This is a genomic window from Halanaerobium hydrogeniformans (assembly GCF_000166415.1).
Classification (GTDB): Bacteria; Bacillota; Halanaerobiia; order Halanaerobiales; family Halanaerobiaceae; genus Halanaerobium; species Halanaerobium hydrogeniformans.
Window position 1 is genome coordinate 1,822,614 of sequence record NC_014654.1, and the last position, 22,679, is coordinate 1,845,292.

The 22,679-nt window shown below is 33.5% G+C and carries 17 protein-coding genes, 2 tRNA genes, 1 rRNA gene and 1 other RNA gene; all 21 read right to left on the reverse strand.

Features of this window, described 5'->3' with window-relative positions:
- Window positions 1–87: 87 nt before the first annotated feature.
- A tRNA-Ala gene (locus HALSA_RS08300) sits at window positions 88–163 on the reverse strand.
- 25 nt (window positions 164–188) lie between these two features.
- A tRNA-Ile gene (locus HALSA_RS08305) sits at window positions 189–265 on the reverse strand.
- 134 nt (window positions 266–399) lie between these two features.
- Window positions 400–1,949, reverse strand: a 16S ribosomal RNA gene (locus HALSA_RS08310).
- A gap of 402 nt (window positions 1,950–2,351) precedes the next feature.
- Window positions 2,352–3,425, reverse strand: a complete 1,074-nt coding sequence (gene mnmA / locus HALSA_RS08315) for a tRNA 2-thiouridine(34) synthase MnmA (RefSeq protein ID WP_013406131.1) — start codon at window positions 3,423–3,425, stop codon at window positions 2,352–2,354.
- A gap of 31 nt (window positions 3,426–3,456) precedes the next feature.
- The gene (locus tag HALSA_RS08320; protein WP_041596028.1) at window positions 3,457–4,623 is read right to left on the reverse strand and encodes a cysteine desulfurase family protein; all 1,167 of its coding nucleotides are present in this window, start codon (window positions 4,621–4,623) and stop codon (window positions 3,457–3,459) included.
- Window positions 4,610–5,062, reverse strand: a complete 453-nt coding sequence (locus HALSA_RS08325; RefSeq protein WP_013406133.1) for an RrF2 family transcriptional regulator — start codon at window positions 5,060–5,062, stop codon at window positions 4,610–4,612. Before HALSA_RS08325 ends, HALSA_RS08320 begins: the two co-directional genes overlap by 14 nt.
- Before the next feature lie 98 nt (window positions 5,063–5,160).
- Window positions 5,161–5,790: a YigZ family protein gene (locus HALSA_RS08330; RefSeq protein WP_013406134.1), complete on the reverse strand. Its 630-nt coding sequence runs from the start codon at window positions 5,788–5,790 to the stop codon at window positions 5,161–5,163.
- 2 nt (window positions 5,791–5,792) lie between these two features.
- Entirely contained in the window at window positions 5,793–7,124 is a 1,332-nt protein-coding gene (locus tag HALSA_RS08335; protein ID WP_013406135.1) for a replication-associated recombination protein A, read from the reverse strand.
- 16 nt (window positions 7,125–7,140) lie between these two features.
- Complete coding sequence (locus HALSA_RS08340) at window positions 7,141–7,713, reverse strand: 5-formyltetrahydrofolate cyclo-ligase (protein ID WP_013406136.1); 573 nt, start codon at window positions 7,711–7,713, stop codon at window positions 7,141–7,143.
- 119 nt (window positions 7,714–7,832) lie between these two features.
- Window positions 7,833–8,008, reverse strand: a non-coding RNA gene (gene ssrS, locus HALSA_RS12660) — 6S RNA.
- Window positions 8,009–8,128: 120 nt separating this feature from the next.
- Window positions 8,129–9,904: an aspartate--tRNA ligase gene (gene aspS, locus HALSA_RS08345; RefSeq protein ID WP_013406137.1), complete on the reverse strand. Its 1,776-nt coding sequence runs from the start codon at window positions 9,902–9,904 to the stop codon at window positions 8,129–8,131.
- Between the two features lies 1 nt (window position 9,905).
- Window positions 9,906–11,180, reverse strand: a complete 1,275-nt coding sequence (hisS, locus tag HALSA_RS08350; RefSeq protein ID WP_013406138.1) for a histidine--tRNA ligase — start codon at window positions 11,178–11,180, stop codon at window positions 9,906–9,908.
- Window positions 11,181–11,291: 111 nt separating this feature from the next.
- Window positions 11,292–12,506 carry a SurA N-terminal domain-containing protein gene (locus HALSA_RS08355; RefSeq protein WP_013406139.1) on the reverse strand — a complete coding sequence of 405 codons (1,215 nt, stop codon included), beginning with the start codon at window positions 12,504–12,506 and terminating at the stop codon, window positions 11,292–11,294.
- 76 nt (window positions 12,507–12,582) lie between these two features.
- Window positions 12,583–13,209, reverse strand: a complete 627-nt coding sequence (locus tag HALSA_RS08360; protein ID WP_013406140.1) for an MBL fold metallo-hydrolase — start codon at window positions 13,207–13,209, stop codon at window positions 12,583–12,585.
- An 18-nt stretch (window positions 13,210–13,227) separates the two neighbouring features.
- Window positions 13,228–13,677, reverse strand: a complete 450-nt coding sequence (gene dtd, locus HALSA_RS08365) for a D-aminoacyl-tRNA deacylase (RefSeq protein ID WP_013406141.1) — start codon at window positions 13,675–13,677, stop codon at window positions 13,228–13,230.
- Window positions 13,678–13,694: 17 nt separating this feature from the next.
- Window positions 13,695–15,842 carry a RelA/SpoT family protein gene (locus tag HALSA_RS08370; RefSeq protein ID WP_013406142.1) on the reverse strand — a complete coding sequence of 716 codons (2,148 nt, stop codon included), beginning with the start codon at window positions 15,840–15,842 and terminating at the stop codon, window positions 13,695–13,697.
- A 41-nt stretch (window positions 15,843–15,883) separates the two neighbouring features.
- Window positions 15,884–16,396, reverse strand: a complete 513-nt coding sequence (locus HALSA_RS08375) for an adenine phosphoribosyltransferase (protein WP_013406143.1) — start codon at window positions 16,394–16,396, stop codon at window positions 15,884–15,886.
- Window positions 16,386–18,803: a single-stranded-DNA-specific exonuclease RecJ gene (recJ, locus tag HALSA_RS08380; RefSeq protein WP_013406144.1), complete on the reverse strand. Its 2,418-nt coding sequence runs from the start codon at window positions 18,801–18,803 to the stop codon at window positions 16,386–16,388. Before recJ ends, HALSA_RS08375 begins: the two co-directional genes overlap by 11 nt.
- 24 nt (window positions 18,804–18,827) lie before the next feature.
- A complete protein-coding gene (locus HALSA_RS08385; protein WP_013406145.1) occupies window positions 18,828–20,492 on the reverse strand; it encodes an ABC1 kinase family protein in 1,665 nt (554 codons plus the stop codon).
- Window positions 20,493–20,585: 93 nt separating this feature from the next.
- Window positions 20,586–21,446, reverse strand: coding sequence for a protein translocase subunit SecF (gene secF / locus HALSA_RS08390; protein ID WP_013406146.1), 861 nt, complete (start codon window positions 21,444–21,446; stop codon window positions 20,586–20,588).
- A gap of 5 nt (window positions 21,447–21,451) precedes the next feature.
- Window positions 21,452–22,660 (reverse strand): protein translocase subunit SecD, encoded by a 1,209-nt coding sequence (gene secD, locus HALSA_RS08395; protein WP_013406147.1) that lies wholly within the window; start codon window positions 22,658–22,660, stop codon window positions 21,452–21,454.
- Window positions 22,661–22,679: the final 19 nt, after the last annotated feature.

Below are 22,679 nucleotides of genomic sequence, written 5' to 3' on the forward strand. Positions count from 1 at the left end.
ACAGTTTTTAAATGTTACAAATTAAAAGTTAGTTTTATTTTTTGCTTATATCCTAACTTCTGATTTCTAACATTCAAGGTGTTAAATTGGTGGAGGTAAGCGGATTCGAACCGCTGACCTCCTGCTTGCAAGGCAGGCGCTCTCCCAGCTGAGCTATACCCCCGTATAGTAGTTCTAAATTAGTGAAATGGTGGGTCTAGGTAGATTTGAACTACCGACCTCACGCTTATCAGGCGTGCGCTCTGACCAACTGAGCTATAGACCCATTCTCTTTTTAAATTAATATAAATCCTCACATCTTTTATTGCAGGATTTATTTGTTTTTTCTATTTTTTATTTTTATTGAATGATTTTTGCAAACCTTCAAAATTAAACAGCAAGCTCACGTTCTCTCCTTAGAAAGGAGGTGATCCAGCCGCACCTTCCGGTACGGCTACCTTGTTACGACTTCACCCCTCTTACCGGACACACCTTCGGCATCCGCAGATGACTTCTGGTGCATCCAACTCGATTGGTGTGACGGGCGGTGTGTACAAGGCCCGGGAACGTATTCACCGCAGTATGCTGACCTGCGATTACTAGCGATTCCAACTTCATACAGGCGAGTTGCAGCCTGCAATCCGAACTGGGATTGGTTTTTCAAGGATTTGCTCCACCTCGCGGCTTAGCTCCCCTCTGTACCAACCATTGTAGCACGTGTGTAGCCCGAGATATAAAGGGCATGAGGACTTGACGTCATCCCCACCTTCCTCCGACTTTCACCGGCAGTCTTCTTAGAGTCCCCGACATTACTCGCTGGCAACTAAGAACAGGGGTTGCGCTCGTTGCGGGACTTAACCCAACATCTCACGACACGAGCTGACGACAGCCATGCACCACCTGTCTCCGTGTGACATAAATGCCAAACCCTGCTTTCACAGGTAGTCACGGGATGTCAATTCTCGGTAAGGTTCTTCGCGTTGCTTCGAATTAAACCACATGCTCCACCGCTTGTGCGGGCCCCCGTCAATTCCTTTGAGTTTCAATCTTGCGATCGTAATCCCCAGGCGGGATACTTAATGCGTTAACTCCGGCACTGAAGGATTCGAACCTCCAACACCTAGTATCCATCGTTTACGGCTGGGACTACCGGGGTATCTAATCCCGTTCGCTCCCCCAGCTTTCGTACCTCAGCGTCAGTGTTAACCCAGAGAGTCGCCTTCGCCACTGGTGTTCTTCCTAATATCTACGTATTTCACCACTACACTAGGAATTCCACTCTCCTCTGTTACACTCAAGATAACCAGTTTCAAACGCAGTCTGTCGGTTAAGCCGACACCTTTCACGCTTGACTTGATTATCCGCCTGCGTACCCTTTACGCCCAATAATTCCGGACAACGCTTGCACTCTACGTATTACCGCGGCTGCTGGCACGTAGTTAGCCAGTGCTTCCTCCAAAGGTACCGTCAGGTGGGTATCATTTTCTATACCCACGGTTCTTCCCTAAGGACAGAGCTTTACAATCCTAAGACCTTCTTCACTCACGCGGCGTTGCTCCATCAGGCTTTCGCCCATTGTGGAAGATTCCCCACTGCTGCCTCCCGTAGGAGTCTGGACCGTGTCTCAGTTCCAGTGTGACTGATCGTCCTCTCAGACCAGCTATAGATTGTTGCCCTGGTGAGCCATTACCTCACCAGCTAGCTAATCTACCGCGGACCCCTCCTCAAACGATGCTAATAGCACCTTTTCTGATTGTGTGATGCCACACTCTCAGCTTACCCGGGATTAGCCCGACTTTCGCCAGGTTATCCCAGACTTGAGGACAGGTTATCCACGTGTTACTCACCCGTCCGCCACTATCTAGTCTCGTCTTCCGCCCGAAGGCTTCCGTCGAGGTAGACCGTTCGACTTGCATGTGTTAAGCACGCCGCCAGCGTTCGTCCTGAGCCAGGATCAAACTCTCCGTTGAAAGAATTTGATTTGGCTTCTATTATTTATATAAAAGCTTTGAACTAATAATTACTTTTAAGTTTTAACACTCAAAGTATATTAACGTTGGCTTGCTGTTTAATTTTCAAGGTTCAACGCGCTTTCTTTTTTATACAAAAAGGTTAGCGCCTTGCTAGGTCATTGAGTCCGTCGCACTCTATCTTCTTTGATTGGTGCTTTGCTCGGGAAGTTTCGCCCCTCACAGATTGCTTTTGTTTTTAACAGCGACATTTAATATCTTATCAATACTGCTGTCGTTTGTCAAGAACTTTTTACAAAAAAATTGATTATTTTTTCTGCTCAAAAGAACTTGTTTTTTTGCTCTTTTTCTATGCGACGTTTATTATCTTATCAATACTCTTTGACTTTGTCAAGGAGTAATTTAAAAACTTTCTTTAATTATTCCACCACCAAAAACCAGATCATCAAGATAAAAAACTACAGACTGGCCTGGAGTTACAGCTCTTTGAGAGTCTTTAAACTCCACTTTTATTTTATCTTCTCCAATTTTTTCAATAATTGCTGGAACAGGATAACTATTATAACGAATTTGAGCAGCAACTTCTATTTTACCATCTAAAGAAGAAAAAGGAATAATATTAATATCCTCTGCAAATAAACCCTTGCTAAAAACTTCTTCATCTTCGCCAAGAATAACAGCATTATTATCTGGATCAAGTTTGACTACATAAGCGGGATAGCCAAGAGCTACACCCAATCCTCTTCTCTGGCCAATTGTATAATTAGAAATTCCATTATGTGTTCCAACCTTATTACCTTCACTATCTAAAATAGGGCCAGGTTTAGAAATCTCAGGATAATTATTATCCAAAAACCTAACATAATCATCATCAGGCACAAAACAGATTTCCTGACTTTCAGCCTTATTGTGTATTTCAAAACCTAATTCTTTTGCTTTTTGTCTTATTTCCTGTTTTGTAAAGTCGCCTAAAGGAAAAAGAGCCCTACTTAATTGTTCCTGGTTAAGAACATAAAGCATATAACTTTGATCTTTACTTTCATCTCGACCTTTTTTCAAGAGATAACGACCATTATTTTTTTCTATTTTAGAATAATGACCAGTAGCAATATAATCACAACCAATTTCTCTTGCTTTTCTTAGCAAAGCATCAAATTTAATTTTTTTATTACACATAACACATGGATTAGGAGTTCTTGCTTTACTGTATTCATATACAAAGTAGTCTATGACTTTCTCCTGAAATTCATCTTTCAGATTAAAAACAAAATGAGGTATCTCCAGTTTTTGGGCAACTCTTTTAGCATCTCTAATTGCTGAATAAGAACAACAGTGATCTTCTCTATCGGTTGCTTCTTCATAATCAGGAAAGATATGCATTGTGCCACCAATAACCTCATAACCTTTTTCTTTTAATAATGCAGCAGCAACTGAACTATCAACCCCACCACTCATTGCTATCATAACTTTCTTCATTTAATAATTACACCCTCATCTATATAAATTGTTATTTTAATGATCTTAAATGCTTAACTGTATCTTTCAAATTGTTTACAAGATAATCGATTTGAGATTTATTATTCTCCAGGCCAAAAGTAAATCTAACTGCACTTTTTGCTGTTTCTTTTTCGATAGAAATCGCTTTTAAGACATGTGAAACACCAATTGAACCGGAAGCACAGGCTGAGCCTGTTGATACTGCAATATTTTTAAGGCTTAAATTATATAAAATTGTTTCTCCATCCAGTCCTTTAAATGACAGATTTGCATTATTAGCTAATCTATTTTTTCTATCAGCACCATTTAAAGTAATATTATTAATTTCTGAAAAAACTCGTTCAAGAAAATAATCCCTTAAATCTTTTATTTTTTCCACTTTGCTTTCTAACTCATTTCTGACAAGCTCTGATGCTTTAGCCATGCCAACAATCCCAGGGACATTAACTGTTCCAGCCCGCCTTTTTCGCTCCTGACTACCACCTGATTGCTGAGGAATTACTTTTATTCCACTTTTTAGATAAAGAGCTCCAACACCTTTAGGTCCATTAAACTTATGGGCAGAAAGGGATAGTGCATCAACACCTATTTCTTGTACATCAAACTTCATTTGTGGTACTGCCTGTACAGCATCAGTATGAAAAAAAATATCATTTTTTGCTGCAATATTTGCTAATTTTTTGATGGCTTGAATAGTACCAATCTCATTATTTGCAGCCATAATTGAAATTAAAATTGTATCATCTCTGATAGAACTTTTTAAAGCTTCAGGATTGACAAAACCATCCTGATCTACATCTAAATAACTAAGCTTAAAAGACAGATGTTTTTCTAAAAATCTGCAGCTCTCTAAAACCGCAGGATGTTCAATGCTTGAAGTAATTATATGTTTTCCCTGTTCAGCATAGGCCATTGCAATTCCTTTAATGACTAAATTATTTGCTTCTGTCCCACCTGAAGTAAAAATTATTTCTTCAGTATTATTTGCTCCAATTAATAAAGCCAGTTCTTCTCTGGCCTTTTCAATAGCTTTCTCTGATTGCTGACCCATACAATGCGAACTGGCAGCATTAGCATATTTCTTATTAAAAAATTCATGCATTACAGCTATTACTTCTTTTCTTAATGGGGTTGTCGAAGCATGATCAAAATAATAAATATCTTTATTTTTTATCATCTGATTTTTGTCTTCTCTCATTTTTCTTTTCAGCAATAGCCCTTTCTAATAAATCAGCTAGAGTAGTGTTTTCAATTATCTCATTAATAGCATCAGCCATTTCTTCCCAAAGACCATGCATTACACACCTATCAACATAATTGCAAAAATTTTCTTCAACAACACAATCTACAGGTACAAGTGGCCCTTCAAGGGCAGTTAATATCTCAGCAACACTAATATCTTCCGGTTCATGGTTTAACATATAGCCACCGTGTGCTCCACGAACACTTTTGACTAGTTTTGCTTTACGCAAAGTAGCAAAAAGCTGTTCTAGATACTGTTCTGAAATGTCCTGCCTTTCAGAAATTTTTCTGATTGGAATCGCTTTGCCTTCTTCATGTTCAGCAAGATCAACAAGAGCTCTCAATCCATATCTTCCTTTTGTAGAAATTTTCATATTTTCACCTCGTATAAACTTGACTTTAGTTATCAACTTTAACTTATTTTAACATATGCCAAAAACACTGTCAATGTTGATTTTTTAAATCCAGTTAGTTATTTAAAAAAAGTGTTTACAATTGTAAGTTTATAGTCTCCAGCAGTCTTCTCTTTGAGCCTTTTTTTAATAGTATTTAATATATGAGCTTCTATTTCAGCAACAACTACAGCTCCTTGATTGCTGTATTTACTCTCTTTTATTTCTGCTTCTAATGCTTCAAGCTGGGCTAAAACAATCCCAATTTTTTTGAAACTTACTTCAACCTCAATTTTATGAAATTCATTTAATTCTTCAATCCCAGCCTCTTTAATAGCCAGTTGAGCTGTATTACCATAAGCCCTTATTAAACCACCAATACCTAATTTTGTTCCTCCAAAATATCTAGTAACTATTATTACAGTATTTAATAAACCAGCACCCTTAATAGCTTCTAATACAGGTGGACCAGAAGAACCAGCTGGCTCTCCATCATCATCAAAATATTCTAAAGCTTCGTTCCTACCGGCCTCAACTCTGTATGCTGAAACATTGTGAGTAGCATCATTATATTTCTCTTTGATTTCATTTATTCTCTTTTCAGCATTTTTTCTAGAATTTACAGAAAAAATACTCCCAAAAAATTTGCTATCCTTAATATTTTGTCGAACTTCAATGTTTTGAGCAGGTCTTAATTTTTTTCTTGCCATAATTAACTTTCAGCTCCAGTTTGATCTTGTCTTAAATAATTTAAAAAATCCTTGACCTTTTTTTCTCTACCAAGATTTCCGGGTTTGTAAAAATCTTTCTGGCTTAATTCATCTGGTAAATAATTTTGCTCCACATAATTATTATTAAAATTATGCGGATATTTATAATCTACTCCATGCCCTAAATCTTTAGCTCCACTATAATGAGAATCTTTTAAATGGGCAGGTACTGAAGCAGCACCATGATTTTTAACATAGTTTACTGCTTCATCTATAGCATTAATTACAGAGTTACTTTTTGGAGCCGTTGCAATATAAATTACAGCTTCAGCAAGAGGTATCCTGGCTTCAGGAAAACCAATCTGTTCTACCGCTCTTGCAGCAGACTCTGCAATTATTAATGCAGTTGGATCGGCCATTCCTACATCTTCAGCTGCATGGATAACAACCCTTCTTGCAATAAACTTAGGATCCTCTCCACTTACAATCATCCTGGCCAACCAATAAATAGCAGCATCTGGATCTGAACCTCGCATGCTTTTTATAAAAGCAGAGATAACATCATAATGGTTATCTCCTTTATTATCATAGTTTAAAATTCTTTTCTGCATTGAATCTTCAATAATCTCTTTATCTAAATTAATCTGCCCATTTTTGTCATGAGGTGTTGTTAAGACTGCTAGTTCAAGTGTATTTAAAGCAACCCTGGCATCTCCATCAGCTAATTCAGCAATAAATCTAAGATCTTTTTCAGAAATATTAACCTCTAATTTTCCCAATCCCCGTTCTTTATTAATTAAAGCTTTTTTTAAAATTTTATAAATTTGAGATGCTTCTAATTTTTCCAGTCTAAATATTCTCGACCGTGATAAAAGTGGTGAATTAACTTCAAAGTAAGGATTTTCCGTTGTTGCTCCAATCATTATCAAAGTTCCATTTTCAACTGAAGGCAATAAAGCATCCTGCTGTGATTTATTAAAACGATGAATTTCATCGATAAATAAAATAGTTTTTGTATTATACAAACTTCGATTTGATTTTGCTTTTTTAATCACCTCTCGAATATCTTTAACACCAGATGTCACTGCATTTAATTTTATAAATTCTGCTTTTGTCTGATTGGCTATAACTTGAGCCAAACTTGTTTTACCTGTTCCAGGAGGCCCATAAAATATTAATGACCGCAGTCGATCAGCTTTAATTGCTCTACTAAGTAGTTTGTTTTCACCTACTATATCTTTTTGACCAAAAAATTCCTCTAAATTTCTGGGTCTCATTCTATAAGCTAGTGGTTGATCTTTTTTTTCTTGATCAGAATTTTCAAATAGATTCAATTAAAACACCTCAATTTCAAATCTTAATTATCTGATTTTCAGTAATTATTAAATCAACAGCTATGTCATGGTCTTCAACTGGAAAATCATCAATAATAAAATAATCATAGCAAAAAGCAACTTTTAAAGCATTTTGACCATGCTCAGCTAAAAATTTATCATAATATCCTCCACCATAACCAATTCTATAACCATCTTTAGTATATACTGCACCAGGTACAATTATTATATCCAGATCATCTGGAACCGCTTTGTTCCTTAATTCTCTTTTAGGTTCTTGAACACCAAAAACTCCATCTTGAAGGTCTAAATCTAAATCATCGATTTGAGCAGCACCCAGGGTACCCTCTTTTTTTATTGTATAAGGGGCATAAACTTTAAAACCTTTTTCAATTAATGATTCAAGTAGAGGATAAGTGTTCACTTCTTTACGCATTGATATATATGACATTATTTTTTGAACATTATTTAATTCATCTAAACTCAAAAATTTATCACAAATCTTTTTGCTCCATTTATTAATTTTCTCAAAAGTAATTTTGCTTCTCTTATCTAAATGATATTTTCTTAATTTATCTTTAGTGAGCAACTATATCACCTCAAAATAATATAAAAATAAATACAAATTTACTGTCTAACACTAATAATAGCAGAATTTAATTGATTCTGCAAAAAGAAAAAGCTAACCATTATTTGGTTAGCTAAATAAAATAATCCGCCATGCCGGTTGATTATTAATTTTGATCCCTGTCTGCCAAGTGGGTGCCCTCCTCCCTGGTTTGTATGTCCATCTAAGGCTTATACGCTGCAGGTAGAGACCAGGCTCCCTATGTGTAAGTGTTGGTCAAAATTTTGTTAATCATTATCGCACATAGCAGATTAATTTTCATTTTTTTATTATCTTTAACCTATAATAATATTAACATAAATGTTCCTATTCTGCAAGCAATTATGAAAACATTTTATCCATATTTTGCTTTTGAATTTTATAGTAATATTGCTTTTTAAGAACGTAGAGAAAGCCCTAATTCTTTAAGCTGTTTTTTTGAAACTTTCGATGGTGCATTTGTTAAAAGAGAAGTTGCTCTCTGGGTTTTTGGAAAAGCAATTACATCCCTAATAGAATCAGTTCTGGCAGTTATCATCATCAGGCGATCCATTCCAAAAGCAATTCCACCATGTGGTGGTGTCCCATAATCAAATGCTTCTAGTAAAAAGCCGAATTTTTCTTGCTGTTCTTTCTCGCTCATAGAAAGCACTGAAAAGACTTTTTGCTGTAAAGGCCGATTATTAATCCTGATACTTCCACCACCAAGTTCTTCACCATTTAAAACAAGATCATAAGCATCAGCTCTAACTGAAGCGGGATCTTTTTCTAATTTATCAATATCCTCATCAACTGGTGCTGCAAAAGGATGATGTTTAGATTGAAAACAATCTTCTTCTTCATCATATTCAAATAAAGGAAAATCAATAATCCAAACAAATTTATATACTTCAGAAGGGATTAAATCGAAGTCTTTAGCTATTTTCAAACGCAGATTAGATAAAGCATTTGCAACAATAGAAGCTTTATCAGCAACTATTAACAATAAATCTCCCTCTTCAGCATTCATTTTAGTTAAAATATTATCAAGCTCTTCCTTAGATAAGAATTTAGCAATCGGAGATTTCAATTCACCATCACGAAGGGCAATCCAGGCCAGACCTTTTGCCTTAAAAAGTTTGACATGTTCTTCAAAATTATCAATTATACTCCTAGAAGAATCTGCTCCTCCTTTATAATTGATACCTTTGACCTGACCTCCAGATTTTACTGTACCACTAAATATATTAAAATTACTATTTTCGACGATTGGGGAAAGATCTTTTAATTCCATTCCAAATCGCAAGTCTGGTTTATCAGTTCCAAACCTTTCCATAGCTTCCTGATAAGACATTTTTTTGATTTTGTCAGGCACATCAATATCAACTTCAGCAAATATTTTTTTCATTAAACCATTAGTTATCTCAAACACATCTTCTCTATTTACAAAAGACATTTCCATATCAATCTGGGTAAATTCTGGCTGCCTATTTGCCCTTAAATCTTCATCTCTAAAACAGCGAGCTATTTGAAAATATCTTTCCATACCTGAAACCATTAATAACTGTTTAAAAATTTGTGGTGATTGTGGTAAAGCAAAAAATTGACCAGGATTTACTCTACTTGGAACAAGATAATCTCTTGCTCCTTCAGGAGTACTTTTAGTTAAAATAGGTGTTTCAATTTCCCAAAAACCATTTTGATCAAGATAATCTCTTGTCGCTTTTGTTATTTTGTGTCTTAAACCCACAATTTGAGTCATTTTAGGTCTTCTTAAATCTAAATACCTATACTTTAATCTTATATCTTCTCCGGCATCAATATCATCTTCAACCTGAATAGGTGGTGTTTTAGCTTTATCAAGTATTCTTAGCTCTTGACATTTAATTTCAATTTCACCAGTATAAATATCTGGATTAATGTTACCTTCAGGTCTAAGTTCTACTTCACCTTTAACAGCGACCACATATTCTGACCGTAATTGATCAGCTTTTGAAAAAGATTCTTCACCGATATCTGGATTAAATACTACCTGAATAATACCTGATCTATCTCTTATATCAGCAAAAATCACTCCACCATGATCTCGCCTTTTTTGAACCCAACCCATAATTATTATTTCCTGGCTTTCATTTTTTTTAGAAATTTCTCCACACAGGTGGGTCCTCTTAAAGTCCTTTATTGTCTCGCCCATCTTAAATTTCCTCCTTATCTACTAGCTGCTTCATTACTTCCAATAAATTCGATAGTTTTATTTCTTCTTCATTTCCACTCTTCATGTTTCTGATTGTAGCAGAATTATTTTCAAGCTCATCTTCACCAATAATAATTGTATATTCAGCATTCATACGATCAGCAGATTTCATCTGTGAACCTACACTTCTATCTAAATAATCAATTTCAGTTTTAAAATCTTCATTCCTTAAAATATCAAGGAGTCTAAAAGCTTCTCGTTTAGCTTTTTTCCCAATTACTGTAATGTAGAGGTCAATGCCGGCTTCTTCAGCTACCTCGATACCTTTAGCATCCAGAGATAATAGAAGTCTTTCTATACCAAGTGCAAAACCAATACCTGGTATATCACGATTTCCAATCTCTTCAGCCAATCCATTATAACGCCCACCACCAAAAACAGTATTTTGAGCACCAAGAGCATTGTCTTTGATTTCAAAAGCTGTATTTGTATAATAATCCAAACCTCTAACTAATAATGGATTAATATTATATTCAATATTCAAGATATCCAAAAATGACTGAACTTCAGAAAAATGCTCATCACATTCAGGACATAAATGCTCAGTAATTTTAGGAGCACCTTTAATTACAGACTGACAGCTCTGATTTTTACAGTCCAGAACTCTTAAAGGATTTCTTTCAATTCTTTCTCGACATTTATCACAAAGATCCTCTTTGTTTTCGATTAAAAAAGATTTTAGTTTTTTCACATATTTAGGTCGACAGCTCTTACAGCCAACACTATTTAAATGAAGTTCGAAATCTTCTAAGCCCAGCTCCTCCATTAAGCGAATACCCAGAGATATTATCTCTGCATCTAAAGCAGGATCATCTGAGGCAATTGCTTCAACTCCTAATTGATGGAACTGCCTAAACCTTCCTGATTGAGGTCTTTCATAACGAAACATAGGTCCAATATAATAATATTTAGTTGGTTGTGCTTGACCATAAATTTTATTTTCTAAAAAAGAACGAATTACTGAAGCAGTTCCTTCCGGCCTTAAAGTTATACTTCTACCAGACTTGTCTTCAAAAGTATACATTTCTTTTTCAACAATATCTGTAACTTCACCTATACCTCGCTGAAATAATTCTGTATATTCAAAGATCGGAGTTCTAATCTCTTGATAATTATAATTTGTAAAAAGCTTATGAGTTAAATCTTCTATGTACTGCCACTTCTTTATTTCTGGTGGAAGTATGTCATTTGTACCTCTTGGAGCATTAAATTTCATTAATAATTCACCTTCTGTTTTATTCTTTTTTTAAAAAATTTTAGAAAATCTATCAGCAATTTTATCCAGCTTTAACGGATAAAAAGGCTGATAGATTGAAGTTTAATATAATTAATTAATTGGATCTTCTACTGAAATATCTTCTTCTGTATCTTCTATTTCAATATCTTCCATTTCTTCTTCTAAAATATCTTCTTCTAGAGCTGGCATATCTTCCTCTTCTTCCATTTCCTCACTTAAACCTTGAATTGTTTCTAATTCATTATTTGCTTCTTCTTCTGCACCTAATTGACTAAACATAATAAATAACTGATATCGGGTCATAAAATCATTTCCTGCTCTATCAGAAATATCATTTAATATTTCTATAGCTTCAGCTTCTTTATTCTGTTCAACTAAAAGCTGGGCATAATTAAAACCGATATCATTATCATTAGGAAATTCTGTGATAGCTTCTGAGAAAATTTCTTCAGCAGCCTCATAATTACCTAGCGCTGAGTGTGATAAAGCTAAATAATTATAAAAAACTGGGTTGCTTTCTAACTCAATAAAGGAAGAAAATTGTTCTACTGCTTCTTCATAATTTTCAGTTTGATATTCATGATAAGCACTTAAAACTGGTTCGTTAATTACAATCTCTGCCTCTGATTTAAGTCCTTCTAACCAATCTATAACAGCTTCATTTCTTTTACCTTCCCTTATTTCATCTTCTAGCTCTGCTTCAACATCAGCTAGAGCTGTCTCTTCTTCTGGATAACGCTCTAAATAAAGTTCTTCTATTTCCGCTTCAGAAACCTCAATCTCCCCTATAGCTTCATCTATAGTCTGAGTCAATCTTTTTGAGCGTTCTAGATTTCTTCTAATATCATCTTTCAGATCACCTAAGGTAAAACCCTGTTCAGACAGGTTTTCAACCAACTCTTCTTCAGTTATTTCATTTTCCTCTAAAAGAGCATTGTAATTTTCTTCAACTTCTGCTTCTGCAACTTCTACTTCAACATTAATATCATCAGCTTTTTCTAAAATTAAATGTCTTTCTATAATTGAATCAAGAATCTCATAGCGAAAACTAATTATCTCTGAGCTACTCAAAGCTCTTTGAGGAGCCTGCTGTTGTAAAACTGAAAAAAATTCTTCTTCTGATATTTCATGATTATTAACTTCAGCAATAACACCTGGATTTTCACTTGTTGGTGGCTGAGTACCTCCTCCTCCACCACCTCCATCAAAGTAAGCGCCATAACCCATAAAAGCACCAGTTACTACGAATGCAACAACAACTATATATACAACAATTCTACTATTATTTCTTAAAGTACTAAACAACTATCTTCACTCTCCTTTCTTAATATTACTTTTTCCGGTTTAATTTTAACTTATTAAACTTATCATGTCAAACAACTTAAATCATCTTGGGCCAAACATTTTTCTTGAAATCTTTTATATATCCTCTTGAACCATGTCCAGGACAAAATTCTGTTTTATCTGGTAGATTTAATATTTTATTTTCTATAGTTTCTTTAAGAAGTTCAAAGTCGCTGTCGTTAATATCAGTTCTACCAATACCATTACTAAAAATAGTATCTCCAACAAAAACAATGTTTTCTTGTTCAAGATAAAGAGCTATTCCTCCACTACTGTGACCAGGAGTATGAATAACTTCAAATTTCATAGATTCAAAATCAATTATATCTCCCTCTTTTAAAAGTTTATCTGCAGGAGGTGAAATAATTTCATCTTTAGTAAAATAACCAGAAAGATTTTTTTCTGCTGAGACTAATTTATCAGCTTCATTTTGATGAATATAAATCTTAGCCTTGGTTTTTTCCTGTAAAAATTCATTAGCTCCTATATGATCAAAGTGAGCGTGAGTATTTACAATAATTTTTAAATTTAAGTGATTATCTTCAAGATGCTGATAAATTTTTTCTCCATCCCCGCCCGGGTCGATAATCAAAGCATTGTTATTTTCAGTTATTATATAACAGCGAGTTAAGAATTGTCCCACAGTAAAGTGCTTGATTTGCAATTTTTACACCTTCTTTATTTAAAAGTTTTTCTTACTGTCTATTAACATTGTTACCGGCCCATCATTAATTAAACTAACATCCATCATTGCTTGAAATTCACCTGTTGCAATATCCAAACTGCTTTTCTTAGCTTCTTGTACCATATAATCATATAATTTTTCAGCCTCATTCGGTGGGGCAGCAGAAAAAAAGCTGGGTCTTCTTCCCTTTCGACAGTCTCCATAAAGAGTAAACTGGGAAACCAGCATTATATCTTTGGATAAATCAAGCGCTGAATTATTAAGCTTTTGTTCATCATCTTCAAAAATCCTTAAATTTATTATTTTATCCAACAAATAGTCTGCATCTTCTTGTTTATCATCTTTAGCAATCCCTATAAACACCAATAAACCGGGGCCGATTTCCCCGGTTATTTTACCATCAACTTCTACTGTTGATTTTTTTACTCGTTGAACTACAGCTCTCATAAAAAACAACTCCTCAATTATGCAGGATTTGACCTGCTAACATTTAATACTCCAGATATAGTTTCTATTTTTTTCATTATATCATACATATGCTCAGTTGAACTCAATTCCAAAGAAAGATTAATAATGGCTTTACTGTTATCATTGGTCCGTGCCATAACAGATAAAAGATTTAATTTTTCTTCTTTTATAATATGAGTAATATCATTGAGAAGAGCACTTTTATCAACCGCATCAATTCTAAGATCAACTTGATATGATTCAGTTCTACCTCTTTCCCAACTAACTTCAATTATTCTTTCTGGCTCACTTTCTTGAAGGCCTTTTAGATTCTTACAGTCAGTACGGTGAACTGAAACTCCTCTTCCCCTGGTAATATAACCAGTAATTTCATCACCCGGAACCGGATTACAGCACCTTGCCATCCTTACTAACATATTTTCCATGCCCTTAACTGAAACACCCTTATCTACAGACGATTTTTTCTTTTTGCGTGGTAGATGTTTTTTTTCAATTTCTTTTTCAGGGTGATAACCACTAAATTTATTGATAACCTGTTTAGGGCTTATATTGCTATATCCTAATTCTTCCATTAAATCATCTACATCTTTTCGCCCTAATTCTTTTGCTATTTCTTTTAGCTCTTTTTCTTTTTGTTTTTCTGTGATCTCAATGTGATGTTTTTTTAACTGTTCATTAATAATGTTTCTACCTTTTTCTATTATCTCGTCTTTACGCTGCTTTTTAAACCAGTGTTTTATTTTGCTCCTAGCTCGTGAGGTTTTAACAAAATTAAGCCAATCTCTAGTTGGTCCACTACTTTTTTTAGAAGTCAAAATTTCAACAATGTCACTGTTTTCCAGTTTATATTCAAGTGGAACTATCTTACCATTAACTTTTGCCCCAACACAGCGATGGCCTACTTCTGTATGAATGTAATAAGCAAAATCTACTGGAGTACCACCCTTAGGTAGTGATACAACATCACCCTGTGGAGTAAAAACAAAAACTTCATCCTCAAAAAGGTCGATTTTTAATGTTTCCATAAATTCTTGTGGTTCCTGTAAATCTTTCTGCCATTCTAAAAGTCTTCTCAGCCAGGAAAGTTTTTCCTCAAATTTCTCATCTCCAACTTTTCCTTCTTTGTATCTCCAGTGAGCAGCAATACCATATTCTGCAGTTTTATGCATATCATAGGTTCTAATTTGTACTTCAAGCGGATCACCACTGGGAGCAATTACCGTAGTATGAAGTGACTGATACATATTTGACTTAGGCATTGCAATATAATCTTTAAATCTACCCGGCATAGGTTTCCAGATCTCATGTATAATCCCTAAAACTTCATAGCACTCCTTAACATTTTCCACTAAAACTCTAACAGCTGTCAGATCATATATTTCATCAAATTCTACCTCTTTGCGTTTCATTTTATTATATATACTGAATAAATGTTTTGGTCTACCATAAATTTCTGATTCTATATCATGTTTTTCTAAAGTTTCTTTTAATTTTTCTATCGCTTCTTGAATACTTTTTTCTCTTTGTTCACGATTAGTCTGAACTTTATGAGAAACCTCATAATACATATCAGGTTTTAGATAACGAAAACATAAATCTTCCAATTCCCACTTTAATTTTGACATCCCTAATCTATGAGCTAAAGGTGCATATATTTCTAGTGTTTCTCGGGACTTTTCCTTCCTTTTCTCTTTTTTTAGATAATTTAAAGTCCTCATATTATGAAGCCTGTCAGCCAATTTTATCAAAACAACTCTAATATCTTCAGCCATAGCAACAAACATTTTTCTTAAACTTTCCGCTTGCTGATCTTCTTTTGTTTTAAACTGCATTCTTGTAAGTTTAGTAACACCTTCAACAATATGAGCTACTTCATCACCAAATTCTTTTCTGATATCCTCACTTGTTATTTCTGTATCCTCTACAACATCATGCATCATCGAAGCTACAATAGAAATAATATCAAGTTCTAAATCAGCTAAGATCATGGCAACACCAAGTGGATGATCCACAAAAGGTTCACCAGATACCCTGTACTGACCTTCATGAGCTTTTTTGGCATAATTATATGCTTTAATAACTAAATCAAGATCAGGTTCATCCATATAACTTTTTATTTTATCTAATAATTTTTCCAGCTTCATATATATATAAATACCCCTTTAGTTTTTCTCGATAAACAAAATCAGTCAATTAATAATGATCGAACCTCATAATCTTTTAATATTTCTCTGCCATTAAGGGCATCAAGTTCTAATAAAAACCCACATGCTACTACTTCTCCCCCAAGCTCTTCTACCATCTTATTTGCAGCATATGTAGTACCACCAGTAGCTAAAAGATCATCAATTATTAAAATTTTATCTCCATCACTAATTGCATCTTTATGTATTTCTAAAACGTTTTTACCATATTCTAATTCATATTCCTTTTTTAAAACCTCATGTGGTAATTTCCCAGGTTTTCTAATTGGAATAAAACCTTTATCTAGTTCTAAAGCAAGTGGAGTTCCAATTAAAAATCCTCTGGCCTCTATGCCAACCACATAATCAATTTCGTAATCCCTAAAAAAATCAGCTAATTTAACAATAGCTTCTTTTAAGGCTTCACTATCTTTTAAAAGTGGGGTTATGTCTTTAAACAAAATTCCCTTTTTGGGGAAATCAGGTATATTTCTTATTTTGTCTTTAAGATTCATTTTTTTCCTCCTTATAATTACTGAGCTTTTCTATCAGTACAAATAGGTTCTCAGCAAAGATAATATCCTTGAAATGAGAAAATTTTTCTATTTGCCTGGATAATTTATTATACCGTAAAGAAGCTTTAAAGTCCAATGCATTTTTCTTCTCAGGCCTGAATCTTAGGACTTGCTTCTCAACATCAAAAAGATTAAGTTCAGAAACAATTTTAAACATCTCATTAAATAAAGTTCTGTTTTTTAAATTAAAACAATTTGCATGTTGATATTCTTTTTTTAGTTTATTTAATTTAATATCAGCTAGCTGCTGAGAATCAATTTTTTTTACTAAAAGAATAAATTTTTCTATCATCTCTTTTGTTGGACACTTGTATTTTATTAAACTTAAATTAAAAGAAATATCTTTTTTTGAAAAGAGTAGAATTATTTTTTTTTCTTTATAAATGAAATCTACAATCCTTTTATTAAAATGTTCTAATGAAAAAGGAAGAGAATAAAATATTAAATGAGAAAATTCTCCATCAAAGTTGTTTTCTTCACTAAAAAAATAATGGTCTTTATATTTTAACTGAAATTTGTTTTTAAGGTCTTTTTGATTTATATATACAGCAGCACGCTCGATAAAAGAATCTTTTAATAAATAATCAAGGGTTTGAAATTTATTTTTATTATTTCGGAAATCATAAATTTTATAATCTTTTTTTTCAAAAATTATTGGTGGTATATTATCTCCTGCTTTTCTAAGATCAGATATTTTTAATTGAATATTTTCTCTACCTTTCCAGTAGTTAATTTCCGGCTGAGCAATAACATCTATTTTTTTAGCTTCGAGTTCTGAAAAAAAGTCACCCATATTAAAACCAACCGCCGATAAATTAGATCCCAAATTTATTTTTAAATGATTATTTTTTTTGCCCATTTTATAATAGCTCTCACTTTTTATATTTTTAAATAAAAATTTTGGTCTTGGATTTGCAACCCCAAAAGGGCTAAAAGCTTCTAATTTATTAACTAAAGTTTTGTTCAACTTATCAATATCTAAATTTACATCTATTTTTTTAATCTTAAAATAGTCTTCATCAGTTAAGTTTTGCTTTAAATATTTTACAAAAGCATCTTTGAAATCTGCTATTTTGTCTATTTTTATACTAAAACCAGCTGCAGCTTTATGCCCACCAAAATTGAGCAAATAATTTTCTGTGGACTTAAGTGCTTGATAAATATTAAGTTTTGCTATACTTCTAGCTGACGCTTTTGCAAACTCATCATTTTCATCTAAAGCCATTAATATAACAGGAAGATTATATTTTTCAACCAACTTTGAAGCAACAATACCAATAATACCCGAGTGCCACCTGCTATCAGCTAAAATAATTGATTTTTCTTCTTCAATATTTAAATTATCAATTTTTTCTAATGCCTGTTTGTAAATTAATTCTTCTTCCCGTTGCCTCTCACTATTAATTTTAATTAAAGTATCAGCTATTTTTTCTGCTTTTTTTGCTTTATCTGTTATTAAAAGTTCTAAAGCTTTATTTGCATTATAAATTCTTCCCGCTGCATTGATTGGAGGAGCTATAATATAGCCCATCTGACCTGAAGTAATCTTTTGACTGTCAAGATTCAATTTATTAATTAGAATTTTTAAGCCAAGATTTTTACCTTTATTAATAAGTCCTAATCCGTGTTTAACAATAATCCGATTTTCTCCTTTTAAAGGAGCAACATCTGCTACTGTACCAAGGGCGACAATAGGCAAAAAATCTTGTGCTAAATTTTCTAAATCAAAAGATTTATCTTTCTCTAAAGCCTGCACCAGTTTGAATGCAGTACCTACTCCAGCTATTTCTGATAAGACATGATTTTTTTCTTTAAGCAGGTGATGGTTTATAACTGTGGCTGCATCTGGTAATTTTTCTGCAGGTGTGTGATGGTCTGTAATAATAACTTTCATCCCAAGTTCTTTTATTAATTCTACTTCTTTAAAGGCAGTAATCCCACAATCAACAGTTATTATTAAGTCAATACCTCTGGCTTTGATTTCATGAACCGCCTTTTTGCTTAAACCATAGCCATTTTCAATTCTATCAGGAATAAAATAATCTACTTCAATCTTAAAACGTTTTTTAAAATACTGATATAATAATGCAGTAGAAGTTATTCCATCAACATCATAATCACCATAAATCAAAATTTTTCCCTTACTATTTAATGATTCGTTTATCAGCTTTACAGCTTTATTCATCCCAGGCAGGAGAAAAGGGTCACTTAAATATTTAAGATCTGAACTTAAATATTTGCGCTTATCTTTTAAATTATCAAAGCCTCTTTCTTCTAATAAATCATCGATTAATTTTTCACCTTCAATATTATCTCTGTAACTTTTGATTTGCCAAAATTTATTCATTCAATCACACCAGTATAATTTATTTTAATATTTACCCGAACGAAAAATAGAAATAATCAGTAAAAAGCCTAAAAACCCTGCAAAAATATAACCTATAAAACCTAATACCGGTATATTAAAAATCATTGGCTCCATTTCACTTTGAATCAGTAAGGTTGAACCAATTATTATAGATGAAATAATCATACTCATCGATAAACGATTTGAAACAATATCAAGTCTAGCAATAAAATTTTCTAAATTTGTATGACGAAAATTGATTGTAAAATCATCTTCATTTAATTTAGTTAGGATATTTTTTAGTTTTGAGTTAATCTCATATTTTTTGCGGCCAAATTTCCAGACTTCTGAACCAATTCTATTCATAATCTTTTTGGGATTCATTCTATCTTCAATAATTTCATTTAAAAAATCCTTGCTTACTTCTATAACATTAAACTCTGGATCTAAAGCCTGTCCAACTCCCTCACTAACAGCTATAGCTCGAAATAACAAAAAGAAATCCTGAGGCATGCGAATCTTATGCTCATAAATAAAGCTCTGTAAATCTTCAAAAACAGCTTTAATTTCAATCTCAGCAAGATCACTACCATAATACCTATCAAGCAGTTTCTCCATATCTAACTGAAAACGCCTTCTGTTAAAATCATCAGGCTTTTTCCCAAGCATTAAGATTACATCCATTAAGATATTAATGTTTTTATTAATCAAAGCATAAAATAATAAAGCCATTAAATCCTTATCTTCTTGAGTGATTCTGCCCATCATTCCAAAATCTACGTAAGCAATAGTTTTTTCACCAGTAATAAAAATATTACCTGGATGAGGGTCAGCATGAAAAAATCCATTGATCAAAACCTGTCTCATTAAAGCAGTTGCTCCCAGCTTTGCAATAAATTTATTGTGGGGATGATTTTGATCAACTTCTCTTAATTTGCTGCCAATAATCTCTTCCATTATAATTAAGTTCATAGTTGATAATTCTGAATATACTGCTGGAGCAGTTATATATGGATTATCAGCAAAGTCACTTCTAAAACGCAGAATATTGGCGATTTCTCCCTTGAAATTCAACTCATCTTTAATAGTTCTTTTAAATTCTTCAATTATATTTATAGGACTTATCATCAAATTAAATAATTCTCTTTCCTCAGCTATTCTGGCCAGATTTTGCATTATTTCTATATCAACATTTATCTTTTTTTCGATCCCAGGCCTCTTTACTTTCATAATAGCCTTTTTCTTTCCTTTTAAAATAACTCTGTGTGTTTGAGCAATTGAAGCAGCAGCACTTGCTTCTTCTTCTATTTTTAGAATTTCTGTTTCATAAAGTTCACCCAGCTCATCTTTTAAATAATTTTCAATATCTTCAAAATCCTCTGCTGGCACTTCATCCTGCAAATTTCTCATTTCTTGAATAAAAACAGGAGGAAATACATCTGCTCTGGTACTTAAAAGCTGGCCTAATTTTATATAGGCAGGACCAAGCTCCTGCAGCACCTCTCTAATTCTAACTGCAAGCATTTTACCTGTCGGACGCTCTGTTTTACTGACTCTCTCTTTAAAAGGTAAATATCTGTTTAAATCCAGCTTTGCAATGAGAAAACCAAGACCATTTTTTACAAAAATCTGAGCTATCTCACTATATCGTTGAAAATGCCGATAATGTTTCGGAAAGTTAATATCCATTTTAATCACAGCCTTTTTTAAAGTTAGAAACCCCTCCAAATTTTACTCGGGAGGGGTTATTATTACATACTAAGTGATCTGTTATTAAAAAGATTATTTACTAATCCTATTTTGCCAGGTAACTAATAATGGACTAGCTATGAAAACAGAAGAATAAGTACCGCTAAACATACCAATAAATAATGCCAACATAAAGGTCTGTAACGATGCTCCACCGAAAAAGTAAATAGCAAGTATAGCAACTAAAGTTGTTATAGATGTATTAATAGACCTTGGTAGAGTATCAACAACAGCAGTATTTGCCTGTTCAATAAAAGGAACCTTATGCATTAGTTTCATGTTTTCTCTTATTCTATCAAATATTACAATTGTATCATTTATTGAATAACCAACAATTGTTAATAATGCCGCAACAAAAGGAGTGTTTACTTCTCTCCCGAGCATAGCAAATATACCAATTGTTATCAGCACATCATGCATAAGAGTAATAATTGATACAGCTGCAAATCTAAATTCAAATCTAAAACTGATATAAGCAACTATAGCAATTGAAGCCACCAGCATTGCCAGCAGGGCATTAATTCTTAACTCCTGGCCGATTGTTGGACCAACCATATCAGTTCTTAGCATTTCTACATTTTCAAACTCATCATTAATTGCTTGCTCAACAGCAAGAATTTGATCTGAATCTAATGCCTGACCCCTGATCATAATACCTCTCAAACCATCTTGGTCGGTCTCCTGAATAGTAGCATCTTCAGCAATTCCAATTTGCTGCAATACAGCTCTTACATCTTCAGTTCCTACATTTTCTTCCACACTAAACTCCATTATAGTTCCACCAAGAAAATCTATACCTAAATTTAAACCATTAATTAATAAAAAGACTAAACCAATTCCGATTAAAATTGATGATATTATATACCATATTTTTCTTTTACCTAAAATATCCACTTAAATTACCCCTTTCTGACCCCGAAGGCTTTTTCTGCCTGCATTAGTTTACTGCCTGAGAAAATATCGATAACATTTCTTGTAACAAAAAAGGCAGTAAACATACTAACAACAATACCTATACCAAGCGTTATAGCAAAACCTCTAACTGTTCCACTTGTAAAATAGGCCAGAATAAGAGCGGTTATTATTGTGGTTACATTAGCATCTAAAATAGTGATATAAGCTCTTTTAAATCCTGAATCTACAGCGGCTCTCAATGTTTTACCACTTTTCATTTCATCTTTAATCCTCTCGAAGATAATAATATTAGCATCAACTGCCATACCTATCGAAAGTATCAAACCAGCTATACCTGGTAGTGTCAACACAGCCTGTAGTCCTGCAAGAGTTCCCATTAAAATCAACCCATAAATTGCAAGAATACCTGCAGCTAAAACACCAGGAAAACGATAGTAATAAATCATATACATAGCTACCAGTAATAAACCAATTAAACCAGCAGTTATACTTCTCTGAATAGCGATTGAACCCAAAGTTGGTCCAACTGTTCTAGTTTCGATTACCTCAACTGGAACGGGTAAAGCACCCTCTCTAATTAAAATTGCATGTTCTTCTGCTGCCTGAACAGAATCATAACCTGTTATCTGTCCTCTTTCTTCAATAACAGCCTGAACAGTAGGGTTAGTAAGTTGCTCATCATCTAAATAAATTCCAATTCTTCTTCCCATATATTCTCGAGTTATATTTGCAAATCTATCTGAACCTTCAGAAGTAAGGGTAAAAGAAACAACAGCTCTTCCATATTGATCATGATCTGCTCTGGCATCTCTAACAGCCTCACCAGTCATTAAAACATCCCCATCTTCATTTCTAAAAGTTAGCATAGCCGTTCTTCCAATGGTTTCGATTGCTTGATTTGGATTATCAACAGCAGGAAGCTCAACTATAATTCTATCACTACCTTCCCTTTGAATCAAAGGCTCAGATAAACCAAGTTGATTAACCCTTCTTTCAATTACCCCAACTATACCTGCCATTACAGTATCATCAATTTCTCGATCTTCAGTAGGTTGAGCCTGCAGTGAAATATGGGCTCCCCCTTGTAAATCCAGACCTAAATTAATACCATAATGAGAAAATAAAAAATAAGAAAAGGCAATTATAGCTATAATAATTATAAATTTAATTCTTCTTTTCTGTTTATACCTCATTAACTAAAAATCCTCCTAA

Excerpts from the sequence above, each read along its gene's own strand:
- mnmA (WP_013406131.1), bottom strand. The coding sequence starts at position 3,425 with ATGAAGAAAGTTATGATAGCAATGAGTGGTGGGGTTGATAGTTCAGTT.
- HALSA_RS08320 (WP_041596028.1), bottom strand. The coding sequence starts at position 4,623 with ATGATAAAAAATAAAGATATTTATTATTTTGATCATGCTTCGACAACC.
- HALSA_RS08325 (WP_013406133.1), bottom strand. The coding sequence starts at position 5,062 with ATGAAAATTTCTACAAAAGGAAGATATGGATTGAGAGCTCTTGTTGAT.
- HALSA_RS08330 (WP_013406134.1), bottom strand. The coding sequence starts at position 5,790 with ATGGCAAGAAAAAAATTAAGACCTGCTCAAAACATTGAAGTTCGACAA.
- aspS (WP_013406137.1), bottom strand. The coding sequence starts at position 9,904 with ATGGGCGAGACAATAAAGGACTTTAAGAGGACCCACCTGTGTGGAGAA.
- hisS (WP_013406138.1), bottom strand. The coding sequence starts at position 11,180 with ATGAAATTTAATGCTCCAAGAGGTACAAATGACATACTTCCACCAGAA.
- dtd (WP_013406141.1), bottom strand. The coding sequence starts at position 13,677 with ATGAGAGCTGTAGTTCAACGAGTAAAAAAATCAACAGTAGAAGTTGAT.
- HALSA_RS08370 (WP_013406142.1), bottom strand. The coding sequence starts at position 15,842 with ATGAAGCTGGAAAAATTATTAGATAAAATAAAAAGTTATATGGATGAA.
- HALSA_RS08375 (WP_013406143.1), bottom strand. The coding sequence starts at position 16,396 with ATGAATCTTAAAGACAAAATAAGAAATATACCTGATTTCCCCAAAAAG.
- recJ (WP_013406144.1), bottom strand. The coding sequence starts at position 18,803 with ATGAATAAATTTTGGCAAATCAAAAGTTACAGAGATAATATTGAAGGT.
- HALSA_RS08385 (WP_013406145.1), bottom strand. The coding sequence starts at position 20,492 with ATGGATATTAACTTTCCGAAACATTATCGGCATTTTCAACGATATAGT.
- secD (WP_013406147.1), bottom strand. The coding sequence starts at position 22,660 with ATGAGGTATAAACAGAAAAGAAGAATTAAATTTATAATTATTATAGCT.